This is a genomic window from Ferroplasma acidiphilum, assembly GCF_002078355.1.
GTDB classification, from domain to species: Archaea; Thermoplasmatota; Thermoplasmata; order Thermoplasmatales; family Thermoplasmataceae; genus Ferroplasma; species Ferroplasma acidiphilum.
In genome coordinates, this window is record NZ_CP015363.1 from 1759410 (window position 1) to 1780744 (window position 21335).

A 21335-nucleotide genomic window follows, 5' to 3' on the forward strand; every position below is an offset into this window, starting at 1 on the left:
TCACGTGCTTGAATACTGTTCAAGATCAAAGTTTTCACTTATTTGAGCCTTGTATTGCTGGTTTTCAAATTCTACTGGTTTCATATCACTGTTAGTTATTGTAAATGTGCTTGTATAGGTCATTGGATCGGCATAGGGATTAGTGTGTGTTCCGTATGGCTGTTGAAAATGAAATTCTAAGCAGTCTCCAAATTCATGTACATCATATGTATGGTATTCGGGTATGAATCCATACAGATAAGTCCAGTAACTAAGTGTTATTGGATTCCAGTAAACACCGGCTTTTGCTGATGTAGTTGTACCGGCGTTTGCTGTGATTTGATATCCATTGGTCACATCTCCGGCGGAAACATCACTACTTGATGAGAACAATGATGACGGATTTGGGATCGATATTCCTTCAATAGCCAATATGGAATTAAGGAAGAAAAATGCCGCATTTATAGCACTTTGTATTTTTGGGCAAGATTGTTCTTCATGATATTGAAGAACACTATAATAATTCCTTTCCACAAAATTACTATTCCCCCCATTACTATCAACGATTTTTTGTTCTATGCAATTGACATCATATGAAGATGATGTTGGGCTGAATGTGGTATCTATTTCTACATAAGCTTTTGTAGAATCGGCATACAAAGTACTTCCAGTTTGTGCCGTTTCTGTTATTACGCCAATTTCCTTACCATTTGAATTAAACAGGCATGCGCCCGTACTTATGCCTGTTGTTATAGTGCCATAAGTGACAACATTAGAACCCCTATAGTTTTCTATTACAGGGTCTATGGTATATGTTTCATTTTTTGTTAATATTACATTATATGCCATGTTTAGAACAGCATAACTATTATCTTTCATTATTGTTGTGTGTAAAGGAAATGAAGCCGAAGGATTTATCATTACATTGTTGAATGATAAGCTATTGTATGGATTTTTTATATTGATTAAATTAATATATTTGTTGTTTGCGTAAACATTACTGAATTCATTATTTATATTATGGTTATTTTCCATTATATTACTGGACGGCAACATTAAATTGAATTGCACTGTATAATTGCCTGTTGTATTTTTTAAATTTTTAATCGTTATATCTGCATGCACACTGTTATTATAGAATAAATAAATATACGCTACTTTTATAGATTTATCTTTTAATATTTCCACCGCAGAATTTTGAAATTTACTAACTATTTTTTTATTATCTATAATGTTTAATTTCTGGCTATTTGTATTATTTGATATGATCCATTGTGATGGGTAATACTGGTTATTTAATTTAATATAAGGATCATTGCCTGAAAATGTTACACCGTTATTATTAAAATCGTATGCTTTTCCGGCAGGCTTTATATTAAATACAGGTATTTTATTGATGCTATTACTGATGCTAGCTATCTCCGGCACGGATGATGCAATGTTTGTGTTATTGCTTATCGCAGGTGAAAAAGCCGTAAAAACAAAAATTAGTGCCATTGTTACACCTATTATTACCCTTTTCCTATTCATAATGATATTAATACATAAATATATATATATTTCAGTAACAATATTAATAAATAATTTATTATTTAATAATTTACCGGTCAATCTTTATATTAGTTTCCAGTATTTATACCTGATCATCTGCAATCTCATCAAAATTATATGAATTTGAATGCTATTTCCATGGGATTAATTATCAAATAATACACTTTCAATTAAAATTCCATAATTCCTGATAAAAACGGAATAAAAATATTATTATAAATTTTAAATCTATTACCTTTTAGGGAATATATCCGTACCAGGTTGTTCATCTATCCATTCAGATGATGTAGAAACTTCCGAAATAGTTTCCTTTTATTATGTAAAATCTTATAAACCATGGATAGCTCTGTTTAGCTTGCCTATTATAGCATCCCTATTAGTTGGTTTTCTCTTCCTCATACATAATATTTCCTCAACTTTTCATATATATCCTTGTCGGGAATCAATGTTTTTAGCTTCTCCAGCATACTTTCAGCGTCATATGTGACCCTTTTAAATGAGATAGCCATGGTTTCAGTGTCTATAACTGCATATGATGGCTTGCCGGTGAAATCCCTTGGCTGGCCAACGCTTCCCGGATTGATTATTTTATTGCGGTAAACCATCATAAAATGTGTGTGCCCTATGAGTATATAATCATGGCTATCAAAAAATGGCTTGTTCCTAAACACCTTTTCAGCTTCGTTGGCAAACAGGTATCCATCAAGGTTGTTGTATGGCGACGCGTGTGCCATATAGAATTTCTTTCCATCTATTTCAGTGTCAGTATTTAATTTAAATGTTTTAAGAAGAGCCATATCATTTTTACCCAGTAATTTCATACTTATATGCTCCCTTGTGTAATCACTGAGCTCAAGCATATCAAAGGAACAGTTGCAGGAGGAACCGGTGAGTACTGCGTTATCATGGTTTCCAAGTATATTTATGTCGCTATTGGCCTTGAGGAAATCCAGAACCCTGTCCGGTTCAGGGCCATAATCCACGGCATCGCCTAAAAATATCATTTTATCATATTTTTCTTTATCATATACCGATTGCAGGGCATCAAAATTTCCGTGTATGTCCGATAATACCAGCAGTTTCATTCTTTTATATGGGATCAACGTATTTAATTCATATGTATATAATTACATATGAAATATTATTTATATATGTATTTGATAACTTGCCAGATGGAAAAAATCAGGGATGTTAACATATATAAAATGCTGTCAGATGAAATAAGGCTGCATATTATGAAATTATTATCTGAAAAAGATATGCCTGTGTCTGATATTGTCAACGCACTTAATATTGAACAGCCATTAATATCCCACAAGTTAAAGGAACTCCGGGAAAATGGGATGACCATAAGCAGGAAGTCCGGGAAGAATATTATATACTCCATATCTGACACGTTACTGGAAGATGTTCTCCGTGTTACTGAAAATGCAGGAAATAAATTAGATTTAGCATGCAATTGTGTAGAATGCGATAACAACGACAAATGACATTATTATTTTACCTGGCACTTCTCATATTCGCCATCACACTGGTACTTGTACTTAAAAAGCCGAAAAATATAGGCATTGGATACTCTGCACTGGCAGGTGCAGTTGTTACCATTATCCTGGGAATTTCAACTTTACATGATATAATAACAGTATGGGATATAGTCTGGAATGCCACTTTTACATTTATCTCTGTTATTATAATTTCACTGATACTGGATGAAGCAGGATTCTTTGAATTTATTGCCTACAAAATGGCACTGTATTCAAGGGGGAATGGAAAAAAATTATTTATGCTTATAATTCTCCTGGGTTCCGGCATATCCGCAATTTTTGCAAATGATGGTACCGCGCTTATACTTACACCTATAGTCTATGCAATCCTTTACAGGTCAAATTTCTCAAAAAACAGGATACTCCCGTTTATTATGGCAACAGGTTTTATTGCAGATACTGCCAGCATACCATTTATTGTCAGCAACCTTGTCAACCTGGTAACTGCTGGATACTTCCATATAACGTTTTCAAGGTATACTGAAATTATGCTTATCCCGGACATAGTATCTGTTGTCTCCAGCCTGTTTGTGCTGTATATATACTATCGCAAAAATATAAGGGATGATTTTCACACTGACCCTGCAGTAAAACCTTCTTCATTCATAAAGGATAGAAGAATATTCCTGATGGCATTTCCAGCCACAGTACTCCTTATGGTTCTTTACTTTCTATCAGGGTTCATAGGAGTCCCAATTTCCTTTATTGCGATGCCTTTTGCACTGATATTTTATATTGTTGCCAGACTTGGCGGGAGAATAGATGCAAACCATGTTATAAAAATTGCCCCGTGGCAGGTTGTTTTGTTTTCACTTGGAATGTACATAATAGTATTCGGCGTAAGCAGCAATGGGCTCGATTCTATATACATTGTTATATTGAATTACTTTTCCTCGCTCCCTGGCCCATTCCCCATAATTACAACAGGGTTCTTCTTTGCCATGAATGCGGCATTCATGAACAATATGCCATCGGTCATGATAGGCGATATAGCAATATCGGGGATAGCACATCCCGGATTGCTTATGTATGCCAATATAATAGGCAATGACATAGGGCCGAAATTTACGCCTATAGGGTCACTTGCCACACTTCTATGGCTATATACCCTTGAAAGGAAAAATTCCATAAAGATTTCCTTCTCCTATTATATGAAAACGGGGTTTATCCTTGCTGTGCCTGTACTGTTTTTTACACTGCTTTCACTTTACATAATGTCTTTGATTGTCTGAATTTGCTATTTCTTTCAGGTCATCCTCACTGTAAACCATATTATTATTCTTAATTTTCTCCAGCATATATGATATTTTATTATCATCTGCGTTGATTCCCATATTTGCCAGCTTTTCACGCAGTGCGTGTTTTCCTGAATATTTGTCTATGGTGAAAGAATGCTGCAAGCCAAGCCTTGAAGGATCCATGAACTCATATGTTCCTGGATTTCTTATTATTCCGTCTACATGCACCCCCGATTTATGTGTAAAGGCAGTGGATCCGGTTACCGGATAATTAGGTGGCATTGTAATTCCACTGTATTTTTCAATAAGTTCAGAAAGAGGTTTAAGTGAAAGAAGGTTTATGGCATCCACACCTAAATGGTAATTCAACAGCACACCAAGAGCCTGTGTCGGGATTATTCCAACCCTTTCACCCAGGCCGTTAACAGTGGAATGTATGATGGTAGCGCCGGATTCTGCAGCAGCCAGTCCATTTGCAAGTGCCATTCCCATGTCATTGTGCCCGTGGAAATCGTATTCAACACCTTTTATATCACTTAAATTATTGAATATATATGCCGTTTTCTCCGGGGTCAGTATTCCAAGAGTATCTGCTATTGAAACCCTGTCTGCCCCTGCATCCACAGCTGTCCTTACCACATTCCTCAAAAAGTTTATATCGGTCCTGGAAGCATCCTCTGCGGTAAATCTTACGGGTATCCCTGTCAAGGAAGCATAACTTATTGAATCATATATTATATCCAGTGCCTCTGTGCGGCTCCTGTGTGTTTTGTTATCCAGATGTATATCACTTACACCGTAGAATATTGCTATCCTATCAACGCCAAGCGATGCTGCGGAATCGATATCAGAATTGACAGCACGGCTATGCGCAATTATCTCTGAATTGATCATCCCGGAAGCTTTCATATCCATTATTTCTTTTATAGCAGAGTAAATATCAGGCGAGACCAGTGGGTGACCTGCTTCAATCATTGCAACATGTGCATCTGATAGAAGTTGCGCAATTTCTATTCGCTGATTTTTATTGAAAAGCACCCCGGGAGTTTGTTCACCCTCCCTGAGTGTTGAATCCAGTATTCCAACTTTTAAAGGCATAGTGTTCTATATGCTCATTTAATAAATAAAATTTTCGTATTATTTCTACTAATTTCGTAAATTATGTGATAATACAAAATCTTTTTAAATGCTATTTGCTCATGGACGTATGATACTTTCAGTAGATGGTGGAGGAACAAAAACTGCCGCCATAATAGTGGATGAGAAGAATTACAGACTTGCTGGATTTGGAGTTGCCGGCCCGAGCAATGTCCGCAGTGTTACAGCATCAACTTCAAGAAAAAATATTTTAAAAGCTATTAAAAATGCTGAAAAGATGGCTGGAAGCGTTTCCATCACCGGTTCTATTTATGGAATAGCTGGATATGGCGATTCTATTGCATACACAGAGGAGATTAAATCAATTGTAAAGTCTATTGAAGCCATATCCGATGGAAAAGCTGTAATAACAAATGATGGAGAGGCTGCAGTATACCTTGTTACAATGGGCGATGATGGAATAGTTACTGCACTGGGCACCGGTTCCGTTGGAGCTTATATTAAAGATGGGAAAGTTAACAGGATTGGCGGATGGAGTTACCTTACGGATGATGTTGCTTCCGGTTACTGGATTGCAAGGAATGGAATAGAAATGGCTGAAAAAAGCTATGATGGCATTATAGGAAAAACATCACTTATTGAGAAATTGCAGGAACATTTCAAACTTCCGCTCCGTGACCTTGTTGCCGATCTGGAAGCGCATTTTAATAAAAGAGTCATGGCTTCACTGGCAATGGATGTCGACACAGAGGCTGAAAAGGGCGATAAGATTTCAGAGAATGTGCTTTATATGGCTTTTAACGAGATAAAATTAATGATAGATGGTATGAAAAAAAATTTTGAAAAGCCGGTGGCGGTGGGATCCATAGGAGGGGTTATGCAATCCAGAACAATAAGGGAACTGCTTCACCGGGAGTATAATGGAATTAAAATTTTTTATGGGTATCATGTTGCAATAGGGAATGCTATGAGGTTGCTTGGCTCCAGAAGCAGTGAAGTGAGAGATTCCTTTGTATCACAGATGGAAGAGAAAATCGATTTGCTTTCACAGTCAGAGAGAGACTTGCTTTTTATTAAGTAATATCTTTTTCTAAAAAGATACATATATATACACTTTCAATATTATAGATTCATGAGATACCATTTATCTGATATGCTTATACTTGAACAGGTTTCAGAAAGCCCTAAAAAACCTTACAGAATCATAAAAGGCATAGTGGGAAAATTTGATATTGAGTATAAACCCAGCACAGGTATGATATATCCAGCAATAGACCGGTTATTAAAAGCAGGTTATATAAAAAAAACCATTGATGGATATATAATAACAGAGGAAGGAAAAAAATACAGGTCAAACAACCGGGAAAACTATGAAAAGCTTATATCGAATTTTATGGATAATAAACTATTCTTCAGAAATCTAAGAAAGGCTGTACGTGATTTGATTTCCACAATAAAGGAATCAGACAAAAGCTATATAAGGGAAAATCAGGAAACTATTATAGAAGAGATAGGCGAAATTTCAAGAAAAATTAAAAATAAGGAGTGAATAATATGGATTATAGCATAGAAATAGACAAATTGACAAAGATATTTAACGGAAAAGTTACTGCTGTCGATAACGTCAGCTTGAAAATAGGATCAGGGCAGATATACGGCCTGCTCGGGCAAAACGGGGCAGGAAAATCAACATTAATTAAAATGCTTACAGGCAGCCTGACTCCAACATCCGGTACAGCTAAAATTGCCGGATTAGATTTAACAAAGGACTCAATGAAAATAAGAAAGATTACCGGTGTGGTGCCACAGGATCTTACAACGGATGGAGACCTAAGCGGGAGGGAGAACCTTAAATTGATTGCAGATTTATACGGCATACCGAAAAAAGAGGCCCTTGAAAGAATAGATGTTCTTCTCCATATGGTTGATTTATATGATGTTCGGGACAGGCATGCTGAGAATTATTCTGGCGGCATGAGAAAAAGGCTCGAACTTGCATGTGGATTAATGAATACACCAGAGGTATTATTTCTGGACGAACCCACACTGGGGCTGGATGTTACCACAAGGGAAAACCTCTGGAAATATATCCGGTCGGTACAGAAAGAATTCCATATAACAATAATATTGACATCCCATTATCTGGATGAGGTGGACGCACTTGCAAATGAATTATCCATAATAGACCATGGAAAAATAATAATTTCGGGTACATCAGATGAGTTAAAGAAGAGCCTTAAGGGTGATATTATAACATTAAAAGTAAAAAATGATGATGAATACAGCAAACTGGAAAAATTCCCGGAATCACTTGAAATAAAACGTATGGAAACGGGAGATGTGAGGATGAAGGTAAACAATTCAGATGAAGTGCTGCCAAAGCTTATGAAGTTCCTGGGGGAAAATGAAATTTCTCCAGAAGCTATAAGCATACGCAAACCGTCACTTGATGAGGTATTTATCGAGTATACCGGAAGAAATATAAATTCTGAAGCGGGAAACACCGATTATGCAAAATTAATGATGGGGAGGAGATAAAATGGGTGGCTTGATACCTTTAACTATAAGGGATCTGAAAAGATGGTACAGGAACCCTATATCCGCTGTGGTTGGTGTGATTCAGCCTATATTCTGGATTGTGCTGTTCGGCAGTGCCTTTGATATTGCAAAATTTGGTGGGCCTGCAAGTTCTGCGTTCTTTGAGGGGGCGCCAAACTATATAACATATCTTATGGGAGGAATATTGACAATTATAGGGCTGTTTACGGGTATGTTCTCAGGAATTAACATAATATGGGACAGAAGGCTTGGAATACTGCAGAGGTTCCTTATAGCACCCATAAATAGGGCATCTATAGTATTTTCCAGGATCCTCTCATCGGTGGCAAGAATACTTGTCCAGATTGTAATACTATTCGTCGTTGCCTTCCTGATACCGGATGGGTTGAAAATTGAACATGGGTTTACAGCTATGGATGCTGTAGTGCTTGTTTCAGCAGTATTGATGATATCGTTTATATTTTCATCCCTGTTCAGCATCATAGCAGTCAGGACAACAAAAATGGAGTCCGTATTTGGAATAGTAAATCTGATAAACCTGCCACTTATGTTTGCCAGTTTCGCAATGTTTCCACCTGACCTTATGGCTGGCTGGTTGGAAAATGTTGCCAGGTATAACCCCGTATCATGGTCCGCACAGTCCATAAGAATGGTGATAATAAACGGTACATTAAGTGCGAGTGAAGCCCACACAGTACTTCTTTACATGATGGGATTGCTGGCATTGACTGTCTTTATGCTGGTACTTACCTATGTGATATCCAACAAAGAAATACGTGGATAATCAGGAAATTACTGTACCACCACATTTTTCATTATACAATATATTTTTATATTCATTTAAATCAAACCCGTTTATAACAAATATTTTTATTCCAGCCCTTTTTGCTATTGTTAATGATGTTATGTCCATAAACACATTTGTTCCTGCACCGGTAGAATTTTTAATGGATAATGAAATAGCCTCATTATAGGAAAGTTTTGAGAATTTCTTTGCATCATTATCGATTTTCGGGTCAGATGAGTAAACGCCATCAACAGATGTTGCATTTATAAGTACTTTTGAGCCGATTCTTTCTGCAAGAAGTGTTGATACAGTATCTGTAGTATGTCCAGGCTCTGTGCCACCCATTACAACATACCTGTAATTATGGAGCATTTCAGCAGCGTCGTTGATATTTGTGGGAATTTTAGAGTTTACGTCATCAAAGAATGTTGTCATCGCCAGGGCATTTATCCTGGTAGCGTTTATTCCGATTTCATCCAGTATATTATCGTTAACATTGTATTTCTTCAGGTCAGATATATATGTCCTGGCAAGCTTTCCACCACCCACCACAATGCCGAATTTGTCGTATGTGGAAATAGATTTCATTGTTTCTGAAAATTCTTCCATTAATTTAAGATTGAGCCTTTCCTTTGATATTATTGATCCACCCAGTGATATAACTACACTATTCATTTGATTTCATTAAGGTTAAATATTATTATAAAATTTTCTATAATGGATGATGAAGATTATAAACGCTATGAATTTAAAAAAGCCATGGAAGAGCTGTCTAAATTACATGGCCGTGGAACGGAATTAATATCACTTTACATCCCGCCAGACAAACAGATTTCTGATGTGGTACAGTATTTAAGGGAGGAGTTTTCCACTTCTTCAAACATTAAATCAAAAACAACCAGAAAAAATGTCCTGGGCGCTATCGAGTCCATAATGTCCAGGCTAAAATATTATAAACAGCCGCCTGAACACGGGCTTGTGTTTTTTGTCGGCCATGTCGCAACGCGAGGTGACCAGACAGAGATGTATACAAAGATAATAGAACCTCCACAGGCTATACAGACCTTTTTATATAAGTGTGATTCGAGCTTCCATCTGGAGCAGCTAACAGACCAGTTGAAAGAAAAGGAATTATACGGGCTTATAGTAATAGACAGAAAAGAGGCAACTATCGGTTTCCTTCGAGGGACAAAAATAGATGTTGTTGACTATGAATATTCACTGGTTCCAAGCAAGCACCGACAGGGTGGACAGTCATCGCGAAGGTTCGAAAGGCTTATAGAAATTGCCGCAAATGAGTTTTTTAAAAAGATAGGAGATATAGCAAACAGTACATTTATGCCAGTTATAAAGGATGTAATAACCATATTTGTTGGCGGCCCTGGCGCAACAAAGGAGTATTTTATAGAGAAAGATTATCTGAGGAATGAAATAAAAGATAAGATAAAGGATCTATTTGATATAGGATACACGGATGAATCAGGATTAAGGGAACTGGTAGAAAAGGCATCTGAATCAATAAAGGATATGAGGATAACACGGGAAAAGGACATTATAAACAGGTTTCTCAGGGAAATAAAAAAATCTGATGGTGGGCTTGGCGTATATGGTGAAGCTTCAATAATCAATGCTTTGAAAATGAAAAATATCGAATTGCTGATAGTATCAGATAGTATAAGAAAAATAAAATATTTTTATAAATGCCCTGTATGTGGTGCGGAGAAAACATTCACGGATGAGCCAACTGAAGAACCAGTATGCGACAATGATAACACCCCTATGAACTTCGAAAAGGAGGATGATTTCATAGAAGACCTCTATAAAATGGCGGAGGAATCAGGAACGAAGGTAGAAATGGTTTCAGAAGATAGCGATGAGGGAAGGTTATTAAAAACAGCATTTGGGGGATTGGCAGGAATATTAAGGTATGTTCCCGAAAACCAGTTAAACATATGAAGTGCCAGAAAACACAGCAATTATTGTGATGGAAATTATATCCATCCGGTTATTTTCTATATACTATTTGCATGCCATTGCTCCGGTGGAAATTTTCTATAAATCCTTTATTTCTATGCTTTATAAATCATATATGCCATCAGAGTGATATATAGCACATCGATTGTCTAAAAAAATAAATATTCAATTACCATAAAAGATAGTGAATCCGTTTTTCCTCTTTTTCAAAAAATTCAGGAAATACTCCAGAAATCATGTGATAAAAGCTTCTATTCTAACAATAGCGGTGATAGTATATTCTGTATTCAGTGAGTTTTTTATTGAGGATTCGATTGTTTCCAGTGGAATTCATTCTTTATTTTCAAGCCTCTGGTGGACAATGCAGACAATAACGACTGTTGGATATGGGGACACTCCTGTTTATGGCCTTGCAGGGAGAGCAAATGGCATGCTTATAATGGTAATCGGGATAGGTTCACTGGGTTATCTGATGGCAGGATTGACAAGCATGTTAATAGATATCAGATTATCTTCAAAATTAGGTGAGAGAATGGCTGCTGAAAAGAAACACATAGTGCTATGCAACTATAATGAAAGTACAAAAAAAGTGCTTGATAAAATAAAATATGATGGCATTGACATTGTTATACTCAATGAAAATGAGGTTAAAGGCGATAATGAATACACGTACATTAAAGGCAGTTTTCTCCGGGAAAATGATCTTATAAGGGCAGGAATAAAAAAGGCCTCATCGGTAATAATTTTTTCAAGGTCCGAGGATAAGGAACAGATGGCAATGGATGCTGAAAGCATATTATCTGCAATGATAATAAGGAAACTTAACCCGGAAATTAGAATTATAGGTGAAATTTTGAACCCCGACAGCCGTGAACACGCGTCAAGTTTTATGGATGATATAATAATAAAAGGCGATGTATCATCTATGCTAATCTATTCTTCAATAATGATTCCTGGAATTCCGGAGTTTATCAATGACCTCTTAATGTCCAATAGCATTTCTGAGGAAGATATAGATGAAAAATATGCCAGCAGCACATACCATGAATTTATCAGCAATATGGAAAAGGAAAACCGTATCGTTCTTGCATTCAGAAAGCAGGATAAAATATACTTAAGGGAAAATTCAGATAAAAAAATAGATGTTGATAGTTATATATTTATAAAAAATTGATTACTGGTATAAGCCCAGGTCCTCTGTTTTCTTCTTCTCGCTTATATCCCTTCCCATAGTCGCTGCAAGGTCATTATAGAACTTAGTAACGTTCTTGTCTATGGATGGGCGTATAGTTTTCATGGCTTTTATAAATGCATCCTGATTGACCTCGGTTGCTTCAGGGTTGTTACGGTATGCCATCATTCCGGCTTCTCTGCAGAGATTTTCCAGGTCAGCCCCAACGTATCCGTCAGTTTTTCTGGCAATATCCTTGAGATCAACATCTTTCGCAAGGGGCATTTTCCTTGTGTGGACTTCCAGTATCTTTAAACGGCCTTCCTCTTCAGGCGGCGGTATGTATATGATTTTATCAAATCTGCCTGCCCTTAGCAATGCAGGGTCAATTATATCAGGCCTGTTTGTAGCGGCTATAACCACCACCCCTTTCAGTACCTCAATGCCATCCATTGAAGTCAACAGCTGGTTAACAATACGTTCTGTAACCCCTGAATCCATGGATGTCCCCCTTCTGGGTGCAATTGAATCTATTTCATCCATAAATATGATTGCAGGTGATACCTGTTTTGCCTTCTTGAATATTTCACGGACAGCCTTTTCACTATCACCAACCCACTTGGAGAGAACTTCCGGGCCTTTCACGGAGATGAAATTGGCGTTGCTTTCGTTAGCCACTGCCTTGGCAAGCAGGGTTTTTCCGGTACCTGGTGGGCCATAAAGCAAGAATCCTTTTGGTGCCCTGATTCCCAGCCTGCTAAATACGTCTGGATTTAAAAGTGGCAGTTCCACAGCTTCACGGAGTTCTGATTTCAGGGCTTCGAGTCCACCAATATCGTTCCATTTTATATTTGGAACTTCGACTGTTACTTCCCTGAGGCTGCTGGGTTCAATTGTTTTGAGTGCTTCCATGAAATCGTCCTCTGTAACAATCATTTTCTCCAGTACCTCAGTGGGTATTGGCTTATCCAGATCAATTTCAGGCAAATACCTCCTGAGTGCATTCATAGCAGATTCCCTTGTTAAAGCCGCCAGATCTGCCCCAACAAAACCGTATGTAATGTCGGCTATTCTGCTGAAGAATTCACTTTCCTTCTCATCATCCATGCCAAGGGGCATTCCCCTGGTGTGTATTGTAAGGATTTCCATTCTGCCCTTTTTATCAGGAACTCCGATAACAATTTCACGGTCAAACCTTCCTGGCCTTCTAAGAGCAGGGTCAACAGCGTCTAACCTGTTTGTTGCGCCGATAACTATAACATGACCCCTGTCCTTCAATCCATCCATCAGGGTAAGAAGCTGGGCTACCACTCTCCTTTCTACCTCGCCCTGCACATCTTCCCTTTTCGGGGCTATGGAATCTATTTCATCTATGAATATTATAGATGGCTCGGATTCGTCTGCCTTCTGGAATATCTCACGGAGTTTCTGTTCACTCTGCCCATAATACTTGCTCATAATTTCAGGGCCATTGATAGCAAAGAAATTTGCACCACTTTCGTTTGCAACAGCCTTTGCTATAAGGGTTTTCCCGGTACCTGGTGGACCATTAAGCAGGACTCCCTTGGGCGGTGTTATGCCCAGCCTTTCAAAAAGCTCCGGGTGTTTCAGTGGAAGCTCAATTATTTCCCTTATTTTGCCTAGCTGGTCAGAAAGGCCCCCTATATCCTCATAACTTACCTTTGTCACTTCTTCAAGGACTTCAGAAGCTGGATCTTCCCTGATTTCAACACGTGTTTCTTCACTGACTTCCACCGGTATCTTGCTTGGAATTGTTTTGATTACCTTAAATAGCAAACCTGTGTGCCCTGCTAGCGTTAATCCAGGGACGCTTATGCTATCCTGTTCTATCAAAGGCCTCCTTATAAGGGCTTTCTGGACAAAATCATCTATGCCTTCCCCGAACCTTAATTTCTGGTCTTTTCTTATTATGGGTGCGAGTACCACTTTCTTTGCTTCCTCAACTTCTACCTTTTTTACCTTTACCTTGTCTCCGATAGAAGCGCCGCAGTTATTTCTCATTACACTATCTATTCTAACAATGCCCTTGTTTTCGTCCTCTGGCCTGGATCTGAATACTCTCCCCACAGTAGACCGTACCTTTTCAATAGCGACAACGTCGCCTATTTCAACGTCAAGATCTAATCTGGAAATTTCATCAAGCCTAACCCTGGCCATGCCGGGATCGGTTGCATTTGCCTCAGCTATCCTGAGTAATATACCATCATTTGGTTTCATAAACCCTTATTTACTAAATAGTATTTTAAAATATTGATATTGTATAATTTTATGTTATGAAACTAATACAGACTGCTTCTTTTATAAATTGGAAGTTTTTGAGTTTATGGATTTATGAATAATATAGAAAAATGTAGTAATCTGGATTTAAAATACTGGAAAATCGATTATAGATACCTAATTTGAATCATTTAAACAGGAAAAAATGGAGTACAACATATACATACACAACAAAATATATTATTAATGATAAAAAAATGTAAATATTGATTTTGTGTGCTTTTTTTATATATAATTTTGGATTAAGTTTCTTCTTGCTTAAATGCCCTACCAGGATAAAATTATCAACTAATCCAATTTCTAATAAACTTGTGAATGCAAAATAAATATAAAAAAACAATGTATTTTCTGTTAGTATTACAAATGAAATGGAATTTGTTATAAAAGCTATAGAGATAACCAGAATTATGTGGGTCAATTCTTTTAAATTTTTAAATACAACTATATTTTCCTGAATTCCAGTGTTTTTCTTTATAACATTCTTAACCTTAAAGCTTCTTTCTAAAAAAACAATGACAGAAATCATAAAAATAGCCAGTAATAAATAATTAAGGATTACCATGGTGGTTCCTCATTTGGATTCCATACTCCTGTATGTGGGGCGTATCCCGATAAAGGTGGATATTTTGCAGAATCCCCAAATGCAATAGATACTGGGATATAAATACCGCTGCTGCCAGAATCAGCTGTACCGGTAAATGCACCCTCTTCCCCATAAATACCAACATCATAGAAATTATACCATTTTGTACCCCAGCTTGCACCGAGATCAAAATACACAGTCGGGTCATGATTCTCAGAGGCGTATGCATCTATAGCTATATAGTCCAGTGCTAAAGCTGCAACTATTGGTGCCAGAAGTCCTGGCAAAACAATTGATGCAGCCGCGCTTCCATAATAAACTGCACCTTCAAGTGACCCGACCTCGCCTGAAACAACCTCTCCAAAAACGGCTATTATTGTAGCATCACTGGCTCCTGATATTACAGGCAGTTTAGTAACGTATAAGGCTGCTTCATGATTTTTAGGAAATTTATAATATATATTTGAACAATCACCAGGAACTTTATTTATTTTATTGTTTGGGATAATAGTCATATTAAGATATATCCTGTTCCCTGATTCAAATACAGATACGTTGCCGAATTTTCCATGTTCTGTTATATGCTGGTTATTACCTGTATTATTGGTCACAGAGAACGCCATATTCATATAAATACGATTGCTTAACATGTTGACACTGTCATTATATTTTACTACATTAATCTGTTTGCCGTTTAAATTGCTGGCGTGCGGTTGTGCCGAGATATCAGAAGTAACGACATTAACACGCTGGTCGGTATTATTTGTTGCATTTGTTACCGGCGCAAAGGATACCATCACAAATATTGCTGCAATTAGTACACCTATTATTAACTTCTTTTTATTCATAATAAGATTAACATTCCAATATATATATATATTTAGATAATAATATTAATAAATAATTTAGTAGATAAATTTATACATGTATCCCGCTTGCTGTTCAAGCTTGCAATGTAACAGAATTTTTACATTAATTATTTCTACGCCTGTGTATTTCATCGTTCAATATTACCTGCAATAATATTACATTAAATAACTAATTTATTTTATGAATGAATCGTATTATATGGAAGTTACAAAAAAGAGTTATTCTTCTTCAGCCAATCTCGGTCCGGGCTATGATATATTGTCCTTAGGGCATAAAGCATTCTTTGATTCTGTCACGGTAAAGCACAATAATAGCAATGGTGTAAAGATTATTTCAAATTCTACCCCGGAAGAGCCGGATAAGAATACAGCAGGATTAAGCATCCTAAAAATTATGGAAGATAAGGGCATTAAAACTGGACTGGACATAACAATAAAAAAGGGTGTCCCAATTGGCCTCGGCCTGGGGAGCAGCGGAGCTTCATCCTCTGCAGCTGTAAGGTCTGTAAATGAACTCCTGGATCTTGGCATGGGCAAAGATGAAATGGTCTATTATTCAATGTATGGAGAGATAGCCGCATGCGGTTCAGCCCACCCGGACAATGTATCTTCCGGGATTTATGGAGGGCTTACACTAATAAGTTCCACATCTCCTGTAAAAGTAAAAAAAATTGATATTAATTACAATTTTAACCTGGTACTTGTAATACCTGATATCAGTATGAAAAATAAAACCCGGTATGCAAGGTCAATTGTGCCCCAATCGATAAAAATGGAAGAACATATAGTTCATACATCCAGAATATCTACAATGCTTTACGGGTTTATGAAAGGGGACCGTGATGCTATAAGGGAAGGGATGAATGATGATATTGTTGAGCGGTCCAGGGAAGCCATGTTTCCATTTTACAGGGATATAAAGGAAAAAGTTATCAACAGAAATGCTGTTTCTGCCTGCATAAGCGGAGCAGGGCCTACAATGTTAATATTTGCAGATGATAAAACCAGAAAGGACGAGATGCTTGGTGATATAAAAAATGTCATGGGGTCATATAATACAGATTATAGTATCCGTGAAACAGGTATTCTGGAGGGATTAGATGACCAGTAATAGAGCATATGCAGCACCACTTACTTATCCTATTTACCAGACCAGTTCATATGTAGTTCCGGAGGGTGAAAAATACAGGTACAGCAGGGAGTATAATCCAACCGTTGAAAATCTTGGCATTAAGATAAAGGAAATGGAAGGAGCTGAAGATTACAATGTTTTCTCTTCGGGCATGGGAGCTATTACTACGACGTTATTATCATTATCAAAGCCTGGAGATAGAATATTAACACACCTGGACACATTTGCAAGGTCCTATCATTTTATCAGGGATTTTATGGGAAAGTGGGGAATCAAGCCGGATATTGCCAATCCGGGTACGGAGAATATTATTAATGGAATAAAAAAAGGTACAGGAATAGTGTTTATTGAAAGCGTAACCAATCCTATATTAAGGGTGAACGATATAAGCACCATATCTGAGAAATGCCATGATGTTGGAGCCATACTTGTTGTTGATTCCACAGTTCCGACTCCATATAACGTAAAATCTTTAAAATTAGGGGCAGATATAGTTGTCCACAGTTCATCCAAATTTATTGCAGGGCATAATAACGTAATATCAGGGCTTGCAGCAGGAAGAAAGGATTTAATGGAGAAAATTGATGCCATGAGAAGAACGCTCGGAACATCCCTTGACCCTAACTCCGCATTTCTGACAGAAAATGGAATGAAAACACTTGGAATAAGAATGGAAAAGATAAATTCTAATGCTATGGAAATAGCTACAGAACTTCAAAAAAACCCCGAAATATCCAGGGTAATATATCCCGGGCTTTCTGAACATCCTGATCATGAAATAGCCAAAAAATATATGAAAGGTTATTCCGGCATAGTCTGCTTTAAGGTAAAAACCGATCCTGAAAAATTTATAGGAAAACTGGAGAAAATAGTTCCGGCAAACACCATGGGAGGGACAGAAACAGTGATATCGACACCTGCTTCAATGTCACACAGGTCTTTAACTTCAGAAGAATTGAATGTGCTGGGTGTGGATTCAACATTTATGAGGCTTTCCGTGGGAATAGAAGACCCGGATGAAATAGTAAGGGATATTAACAGGGCCCTTAATGATTAATCTGCCCTTTTATGTAATTTATTAATGTGTTTTTTGTAATAGGAAAATCAGTATTATCAACAATGAAAACATCATCCCCGCAGTGATCCATAGAATACTTTTCTATTACACTGTATACTGGCAATTGCTCAACAAGCCGTTCTCCAGGTGAGTTAAAGTGTGTGTAGTCTATTCTCTCTTTAAGCCTGTTGCCATGCAAAGATTTGTCCGGAATATGTATATAAATCATAATTATTTTATTCCTAATATCACTGGCAATCATTTCCGGATTAAAATATAATGTTTCAAGTATTAGCGGCTCTCCGTTATCTATTGACCGGCGCAAAACTGCATTTATTCCTTTATACATAAATTCTGACTGGTTAAGATATCCTTTTATTATATTTTCCTCATTCTTTTCTCCATATATCCTGTAAGCATTATAGACGCTTTCTCCCATTGCCGGGTTATCTGCGTAAGGCCTCAAAAATTCCCTGAGATAATCGCCTGAAAGTATTATATTTATATTAAATTCCCTGCTTATAAAACCAGATAAGCTTGTTTTTCCAACACCGGGAATGCCGCCAATCAATATAACCGGAATCATACAGGGCAATTATAAATATATTATTAATTCTTTTCAGCATTTCATCCAGAATTATCATTTCTTTTCTGTATGTGTATATTAATCATATTCTAAGCTATTACAACTGCAATAAATTTTTAAATGATAAGTTTATATCAATATGATAATTATGGCGACAGAAACTTGGGAAGTAAAGGAAAATGCAAAACCTAGAGGATTAGACGGCATATCAGATAAACAGATAGACTACCACTTTGATGTCCATTATAAGGGATATGTATCAAAGCTCAATGAAATATGGTCAAAGTTGCCAGATGTTGACCTTACAAAGGCAAACCAGAATTACAGTGACCTTAGAGAAATGAAACTGGAAGAAACCTTCAACTACGATGGATCAATGCTTCATGAGTACTATTTCGAATCCTTAAGCAAGGATCATGTTGCAATGCCTGAATCAGTAAAGGCACAGATAGAGAAGGATTTTGGAAGCTATGAGAAATTCGTGGCACTGTTCAAAGCAACAGGAACTGCATTCAGGGGATGGGCACATCTTGTGTTTGACCTTAACTGTGGAAAACTTAGGGTTCTCGGTGCCGATATACATAATGCATCTGCAATATGGAATGCATTGATGATACTGCCACTTGATGTTTACGAACATGCATACTATACAGATTACGGAGCAAAGAGAGCACCATATCTTGACGCATTCATGAACAATGTCAACTGGAAGGTTGTTGAGAAAAGGCTTGACAGGGCAAAGAGAACATACGAAGCTTTTAAGAAGGATTAAATATTTTTTATTTTTATGATTAAAAACGATGAGTTGTCCATTAAGATAATGGAATCCAAACTATTATACAGTAAAAAGATAAATGAAAGGGTCATAGATTTTATAAATATGGGAAAATCACGCAATGATTCACTCTTCATGGAATTGTGCTTCTGCATACTTACAGCAAATACATCTGCTGAAATGGGCATCAGGACCCAGAGAATGATTATGGATGGGTTTATAGAATATAGCATGGAACAGTTAAGTGAAGAACTTAAAAAGGCTAAATATAGATTTTATAACAAAAGGGCTGGATATATTATAAATGCAAGATTTATCCGTAAAAATATAAAAAAATTAATCTCTTCCATGGAACATTTCACACTCAGGGAATATCTGGTAAATAATGTCAAGGGTCTCGGGTACAAAGAGGCTTCACATTTCCTGAGAAATATAGGGATATTTGATTTTGCTATTCTGGACAAGCATATTTTGCAACTTTTATTTGATTATGGATATACTAAGGATATGAAATTGAATTCAAGGGCAGACTATCTGGAAAAGGAAAAAATATTTAATTCCATAGCCAGTGACTACAATATACAGCCAGGAATAATGGATTTATATTTATGGCAAATTGCAACAGGAAAAATATTGAAATGAGCCTTAATTTTTGATAGCATCCATTTTTTTAATGTCCTTTTCAGTTGAATAAAATGAATTGTATCCGTGGGATCTCATAATTGATGCTGCATAAGCACTGTTAAGCCCCTTTTTGCAATAGAAAAAGTAATTTTTATCAGGATTTCCTGATTCAGCCAGCGAATCTATGGAACTTACAGGCATATTTATTGCCCCGGGAACGTGCCATAGATCAAAATCCTTATTATCTCTGAGGTCTATAATTATGCTGTTTTCCGGTATCGTATCACTTTTACTGTTATTTATTGAATTGACATAATCATCAATTTCGTCTTTCTTTATTTTTATTATTTCGTGCAATATTTCCTTTAAAGGAAATTTCTCAACTTCTGGCTTCAAATCTCTATAAGCCGTATTTATTCCCGGGTTTTTTGAAAACAATGAACAGAATTCCCCTATGGATTCGTCCATATACAGCCCCTTTCTTTTTGAATAGTTTATTGTTTCTTCCTTGTCAAAGCCTATTAATGGGCGGAATAGTGGAGTATTGATACCGTAGGAAAGTGATTTGAGGTTTTTTGGAATCTGGGATGAAACCTGCCCGATAGATTCTCCTGTCACAATGGCATCATAATCATTTTCCTGGCAAAGCCCCTCTGCATATGAATAAAGAAGCTTTTTGAAGATAAGGTTTGCATATTTCTGTTCCGGATTTCGCAGAATTCCGGTTATCAACGAGGTCCCGTCCAGTATGTATATATTGCTGTTATACCCGTAAGAATACCGGAATAAAAGGTTTCTTGCTGCCTTAAGCATGTACAGTGTATCTGAGGGGTGCGCCAGGGAGCAGAAAAGCAGGTCTGTTGCCATGCCACGCTTCATAACCATAAATGTAGCCACAGGAGAGTCGATGCCTCCAGAAAACAGTGAAATTGCTATCCCTTCGGATTTTAATGGCAATCCTCCCGGGCCTTCCATCTTTTCTGTAAATGTATAGAAATTTTTGTCCCGTACTTCGATATATATGGGCGCTTCCGGGCTTTCCAGGTTTACACCGGAAGAATTATCGTATAACTTATTTCCAATGGCAATTTCCAGGTCCTTAGATGTAAAATTATGCGTTCCCTTTCTGGTTACCCTTACAGCAAAAGTTTTATTTTTTACGTAGCTATAATAGTTTTCAACGCAGCGTGTTACTATATCTTCAATGGTGTTGAATGTATACTCATTAGCCCTGGAAAATGATTTAACACCGAAAATATCTGGCAGAATATTCATTAATTCCGGGCTATCTGAATATAAATAAATCCTTCCATCACTCTTTTTGTATTTCAGGCCAGAATCCTCCGGCAATGATGATATAATGTTTTCAATAAGGAGTTTTTCCATATTCCTCCTCGTTTTATTTCCCTTAAGGCCTATCTCTGAATACCTTACAATGAACATTGTTATTGTATATTTATTAGCTATTTATGCGTTGCTTTAAAAAAGTATAGCTAAAATATTTAACATA

At 36.9% G+C, this 21335-nt stretch carries 19 protein-coding genes and 1 pseudogene; 12 read left to right on the forward strand and 8 right to left on the reverse strand.

The window, feature by feature from the left end; genetic code table 11:
- Both fad_RS08845 and fad_RS08850 read right to left on the reverse strand, forming a co-directional pair.
- Complete coding sequence (locus fad_RS08845) at positions 1-1509, reverse strand: hypothetical protein (RefSeq protein WP_081143094.1); 1509 nt, start codon at positions 1507-1509, stop codon at positions 1-3.
- A 416-nt stretch (positions 1510-1925) separates the two neighbouring features.
- A complete protein-coding gene (locus fad_RS08850; RefSeq protein ID WP_081143095.1) occupies positions 1926-2615 on the reverse strand; it encodes a metallophosphoesterase family protein in 690 nt (229 codons plus the stop codon).
- Positions 2616-2702: 87 nt separating this feature from the next.
- Between fad_RS08850 and fad_RS08855 the strand changes: the two genes are divergently transcribed.
- Both fad_RS08855 and fad_RS08860 read left to right on the forward strand, forming a co-directional pair.
- On the forward strand, positions 2703-3020 hold the full coding sequence (locus fad_RS08855; RefSeq protein ID WP_171481850.1) for an ArsR/SmtB family transcription factor: 318 nt from the start codon (positions 2703-2705) through the stop codon (positions 3018-3020).
- The gene (locus tag fad_RS08860) at positions 3017-4306 is read left to right on the forward strand and encodes an arsenic transporter (RefSeq protein WP_081143097.1); all 1290 of its coding nucleotides are present in this window, start codon (positions 3017-3019) and stop codon (positions 4304-4306) included. The genes fad_RS08855 and fad_RS08860 overlap by 4 nt, the downstream gene beginning before the upstream one ends.
- 42 nt (positions 4307-4348) lie before the next feature.
- Here fad_RS08860 and lysS read toward each other — a convergent pair.
- Positions 4349-5410, reverse strand: a pseudogene (gene lysS, locus fad_RS08865) (homocitrate synthase); the annotation flags it as partial.
- A gap of 109 nt (positions 5411-5519) precedes the next feature.
- Here lysS and fad_RS08870 point away from each other — a divergent pair.
- Genes fad_RS08870 through fad_RS08885 form a run of 4 tightly spaced genes read left to right on the forward strand, consistent with a single transcriptional unit; the run spans position 5520 to position 8753 of the window.
- The gene (locus fad_RS08870) at positions 5520-6491 is read left to right on the forward strand and encodes a BadF/BadG/BcrA/BcrD ATPase family protein (protein WP_236940572.1); all 972 of its coding nucleotides are present in this window, start codon (positions 5520-5522) and stop codon (positions 6489-6491) included.
- A 51-nt stretch (positions 6492-6542) separates the two neighbouring features.
- Positions 6543-6959 (forward strand): PadR family transcriptional regulator, encoded by a 417-nt coding sequence (locus fad_RS08875; RefSeq protein WP_081143100.1) that lies wholly within the window; start codon positions 6543-6545, stop codon positions 6957-6959.
- 5 nt (positions 6960-6964) lie between these two features.
- Positions 6965-7948 (forward strand): daunorubicin resistance protein DrrA family ABC transporter ATP-binding protein, encoded by a 984-nt coding sequence (locus fad_RS08880; protein ID WP_009886948.1) that lies wholly within the window; start codon positions 6965-6967, stop codon positions 7946-7948.
- A gap of 1 nt (position 7949) precedes the next feature.
- A complete protein-coding gene (locus fad_RS08885) occupies positions 7950-8753 on the forward strand; it encodes an ABC transporter permease (RefSeq protein WP_009886949.1) in 804 nt (267 codons plus the stop codon).
- Here fad_RS08885 and pyrH read toward each other — a convergent pair whose 3' ends face one another.
- Positions 8754-9431 (reverse strand): UMP kinase, encoded by a 678-nt coding sequence (gene pyrH / locus fad_RS08890; RefSeq protein ID WP_009886950.1) that lies wholly within the window; start codon positions 9429-9431, stop codon positions 8754-8756.
- A gap of 42 nt (positions 9432-9473) precedes the next feature.
- Between pyrH and prf1 the strand changes: the two genes are divergently transcribed.
- Together prf1 and fad_RS08900 are read left to right on the forward strand one after the other, a co-directional pair.
- Positions 9474-10712, forward strand: a complete 1239-nt coding sequence (prf1, locus tag fad_RS08895) for a peptide chain release factor aRF-1 (RefSeq protein WP_019841537.1) — start codon at positions 9474-9476, stop codon at positions 10710-10712.
- A gap of 202 nt (positions 10713-10914) precedes the next feature.
- Positions 10915-11904, forward strand: a complete 990-nt coding sequence (locus fad_RS08900; RefSeq protein WP_236940573.1) for a potassium channel family protein — start codon at positions 10915-10917, stop codon at positions 11902-11904.
- Here fad_RS08900 and fad_RS08905 read toward each other — a convergent pair whose 3' ends face one another.
- Positions 11905-14139 (reverse strand): CDC48 family AAA ATPase, encoded by a 2235-nt coding sequence (locus tag fad_RS08905; protein ID WP_081143101.1) that lies wholly within the window; start codon positions 14137-14139, stop codon positions 11905-11907.
- A gap of 615 nt (positions 14140-14754) precedes the next feature.
- Positions 14755-15630, reverse strand: a complete 876-nt coding sequence (locus tag fad_RS08915) for a hypothetical protein (protein ID WP_009886956.1) — start codon at positions 15628-15630, stop codon at positions 14755-14757.
- A 220-nt stretch (positions 15631-15850) separates the two neighbouring features.
- Between fad_RS08915 and fad_RS08920 the strand changes: the two genes are divergently transcribed.
- Both fad_RS08920 and fad_RS08925 read left to right on the forward strand, forming a co-directional pair.
- A complete protein-coding gene (locus tag fad_RS08920; RefSeq protein WP_048074171.1) occupies positions 15851-16762 on the forward strand; it encodes a homoserine kinase in 912 nt (303 codons plus the stop codon).
- Positions 16752-17840 carry an aminotransferase class V-fold PLP-dependent enzyme gene (locus tag fad_RS08925; protein ID WP_081143102.1) on the forward strand — a complete coding sequence of 363 codons (1089 nt, stop codon included), beginning with the start codon at positions 16752-16754 and terminating at the stop codon, positions 17838-17840. The genes fad_RS08920 and fad_RS08925 overlap by 11 nt, the downstream gene beginning before the upstream one ends.
- Here the strand turns inward: fad_RS08925 and fad_RS08930 are convergent.
- Positions 17830-18426, reverse strand: coding sequence for a mevalonate-3-phosphate 5-kinase (locus fad_RS08930; RefSeq protein WP_009886959.1), 597 nt, complete (start codon positions 18424-18426; stop codon positions 17830-17832). The genes fad_RS08925 and fad_RS08930 overlap by 11 nt on opposite strands.
- 148 nt (positions 18427-18574) lie before the next feature.
- On the opposite strand from fad_RS08930, the gene fad_RS08935 reads away from it, so the two are divergent.
- Together fad_RS08935 and fad_RS08940 are read left to right on the forward strand one after the other, a co-directional pair.
- A complete protein-coding gene (locus tag fad_RS08935) occupies positions 18575-19198 on the forward strand; it encodes a superoxide dismutase (protein WP_019841539.1) in 624 nt (207 codons plus the stop codon).
- 15 nt (positions 19199-19213) lie between these two features.
- The gene (locus fad_RS08940; protein WP_009886961.1) at positions 19214-19843 is read left to right on the forward strand and encodes an N-glycosylase/DNA lyase; all 630 of its coding nucleotides are present in this window, start codon (positions 19214-19216) and stop codon (positions 19841-19843) included.
- Between the two features lie 3 nt (positions 19844-19846).
- Here fad_RS08940 and fad_RS08945 read toward each other — a convergent pair whose 3' ends face one another.
- Positions 19847-21268, reverse strand: coding sequence for a tRNA sulfurtransferase (locus fad_RS08945; RefSeq protein ID WP_081143103.1), 1422 nt, complete (start codon positions 21266-21268; stop codon positions 19847-19849).
- Between the last annotated feature and the right edge of the window lie 67 nt (positions 21269-21335).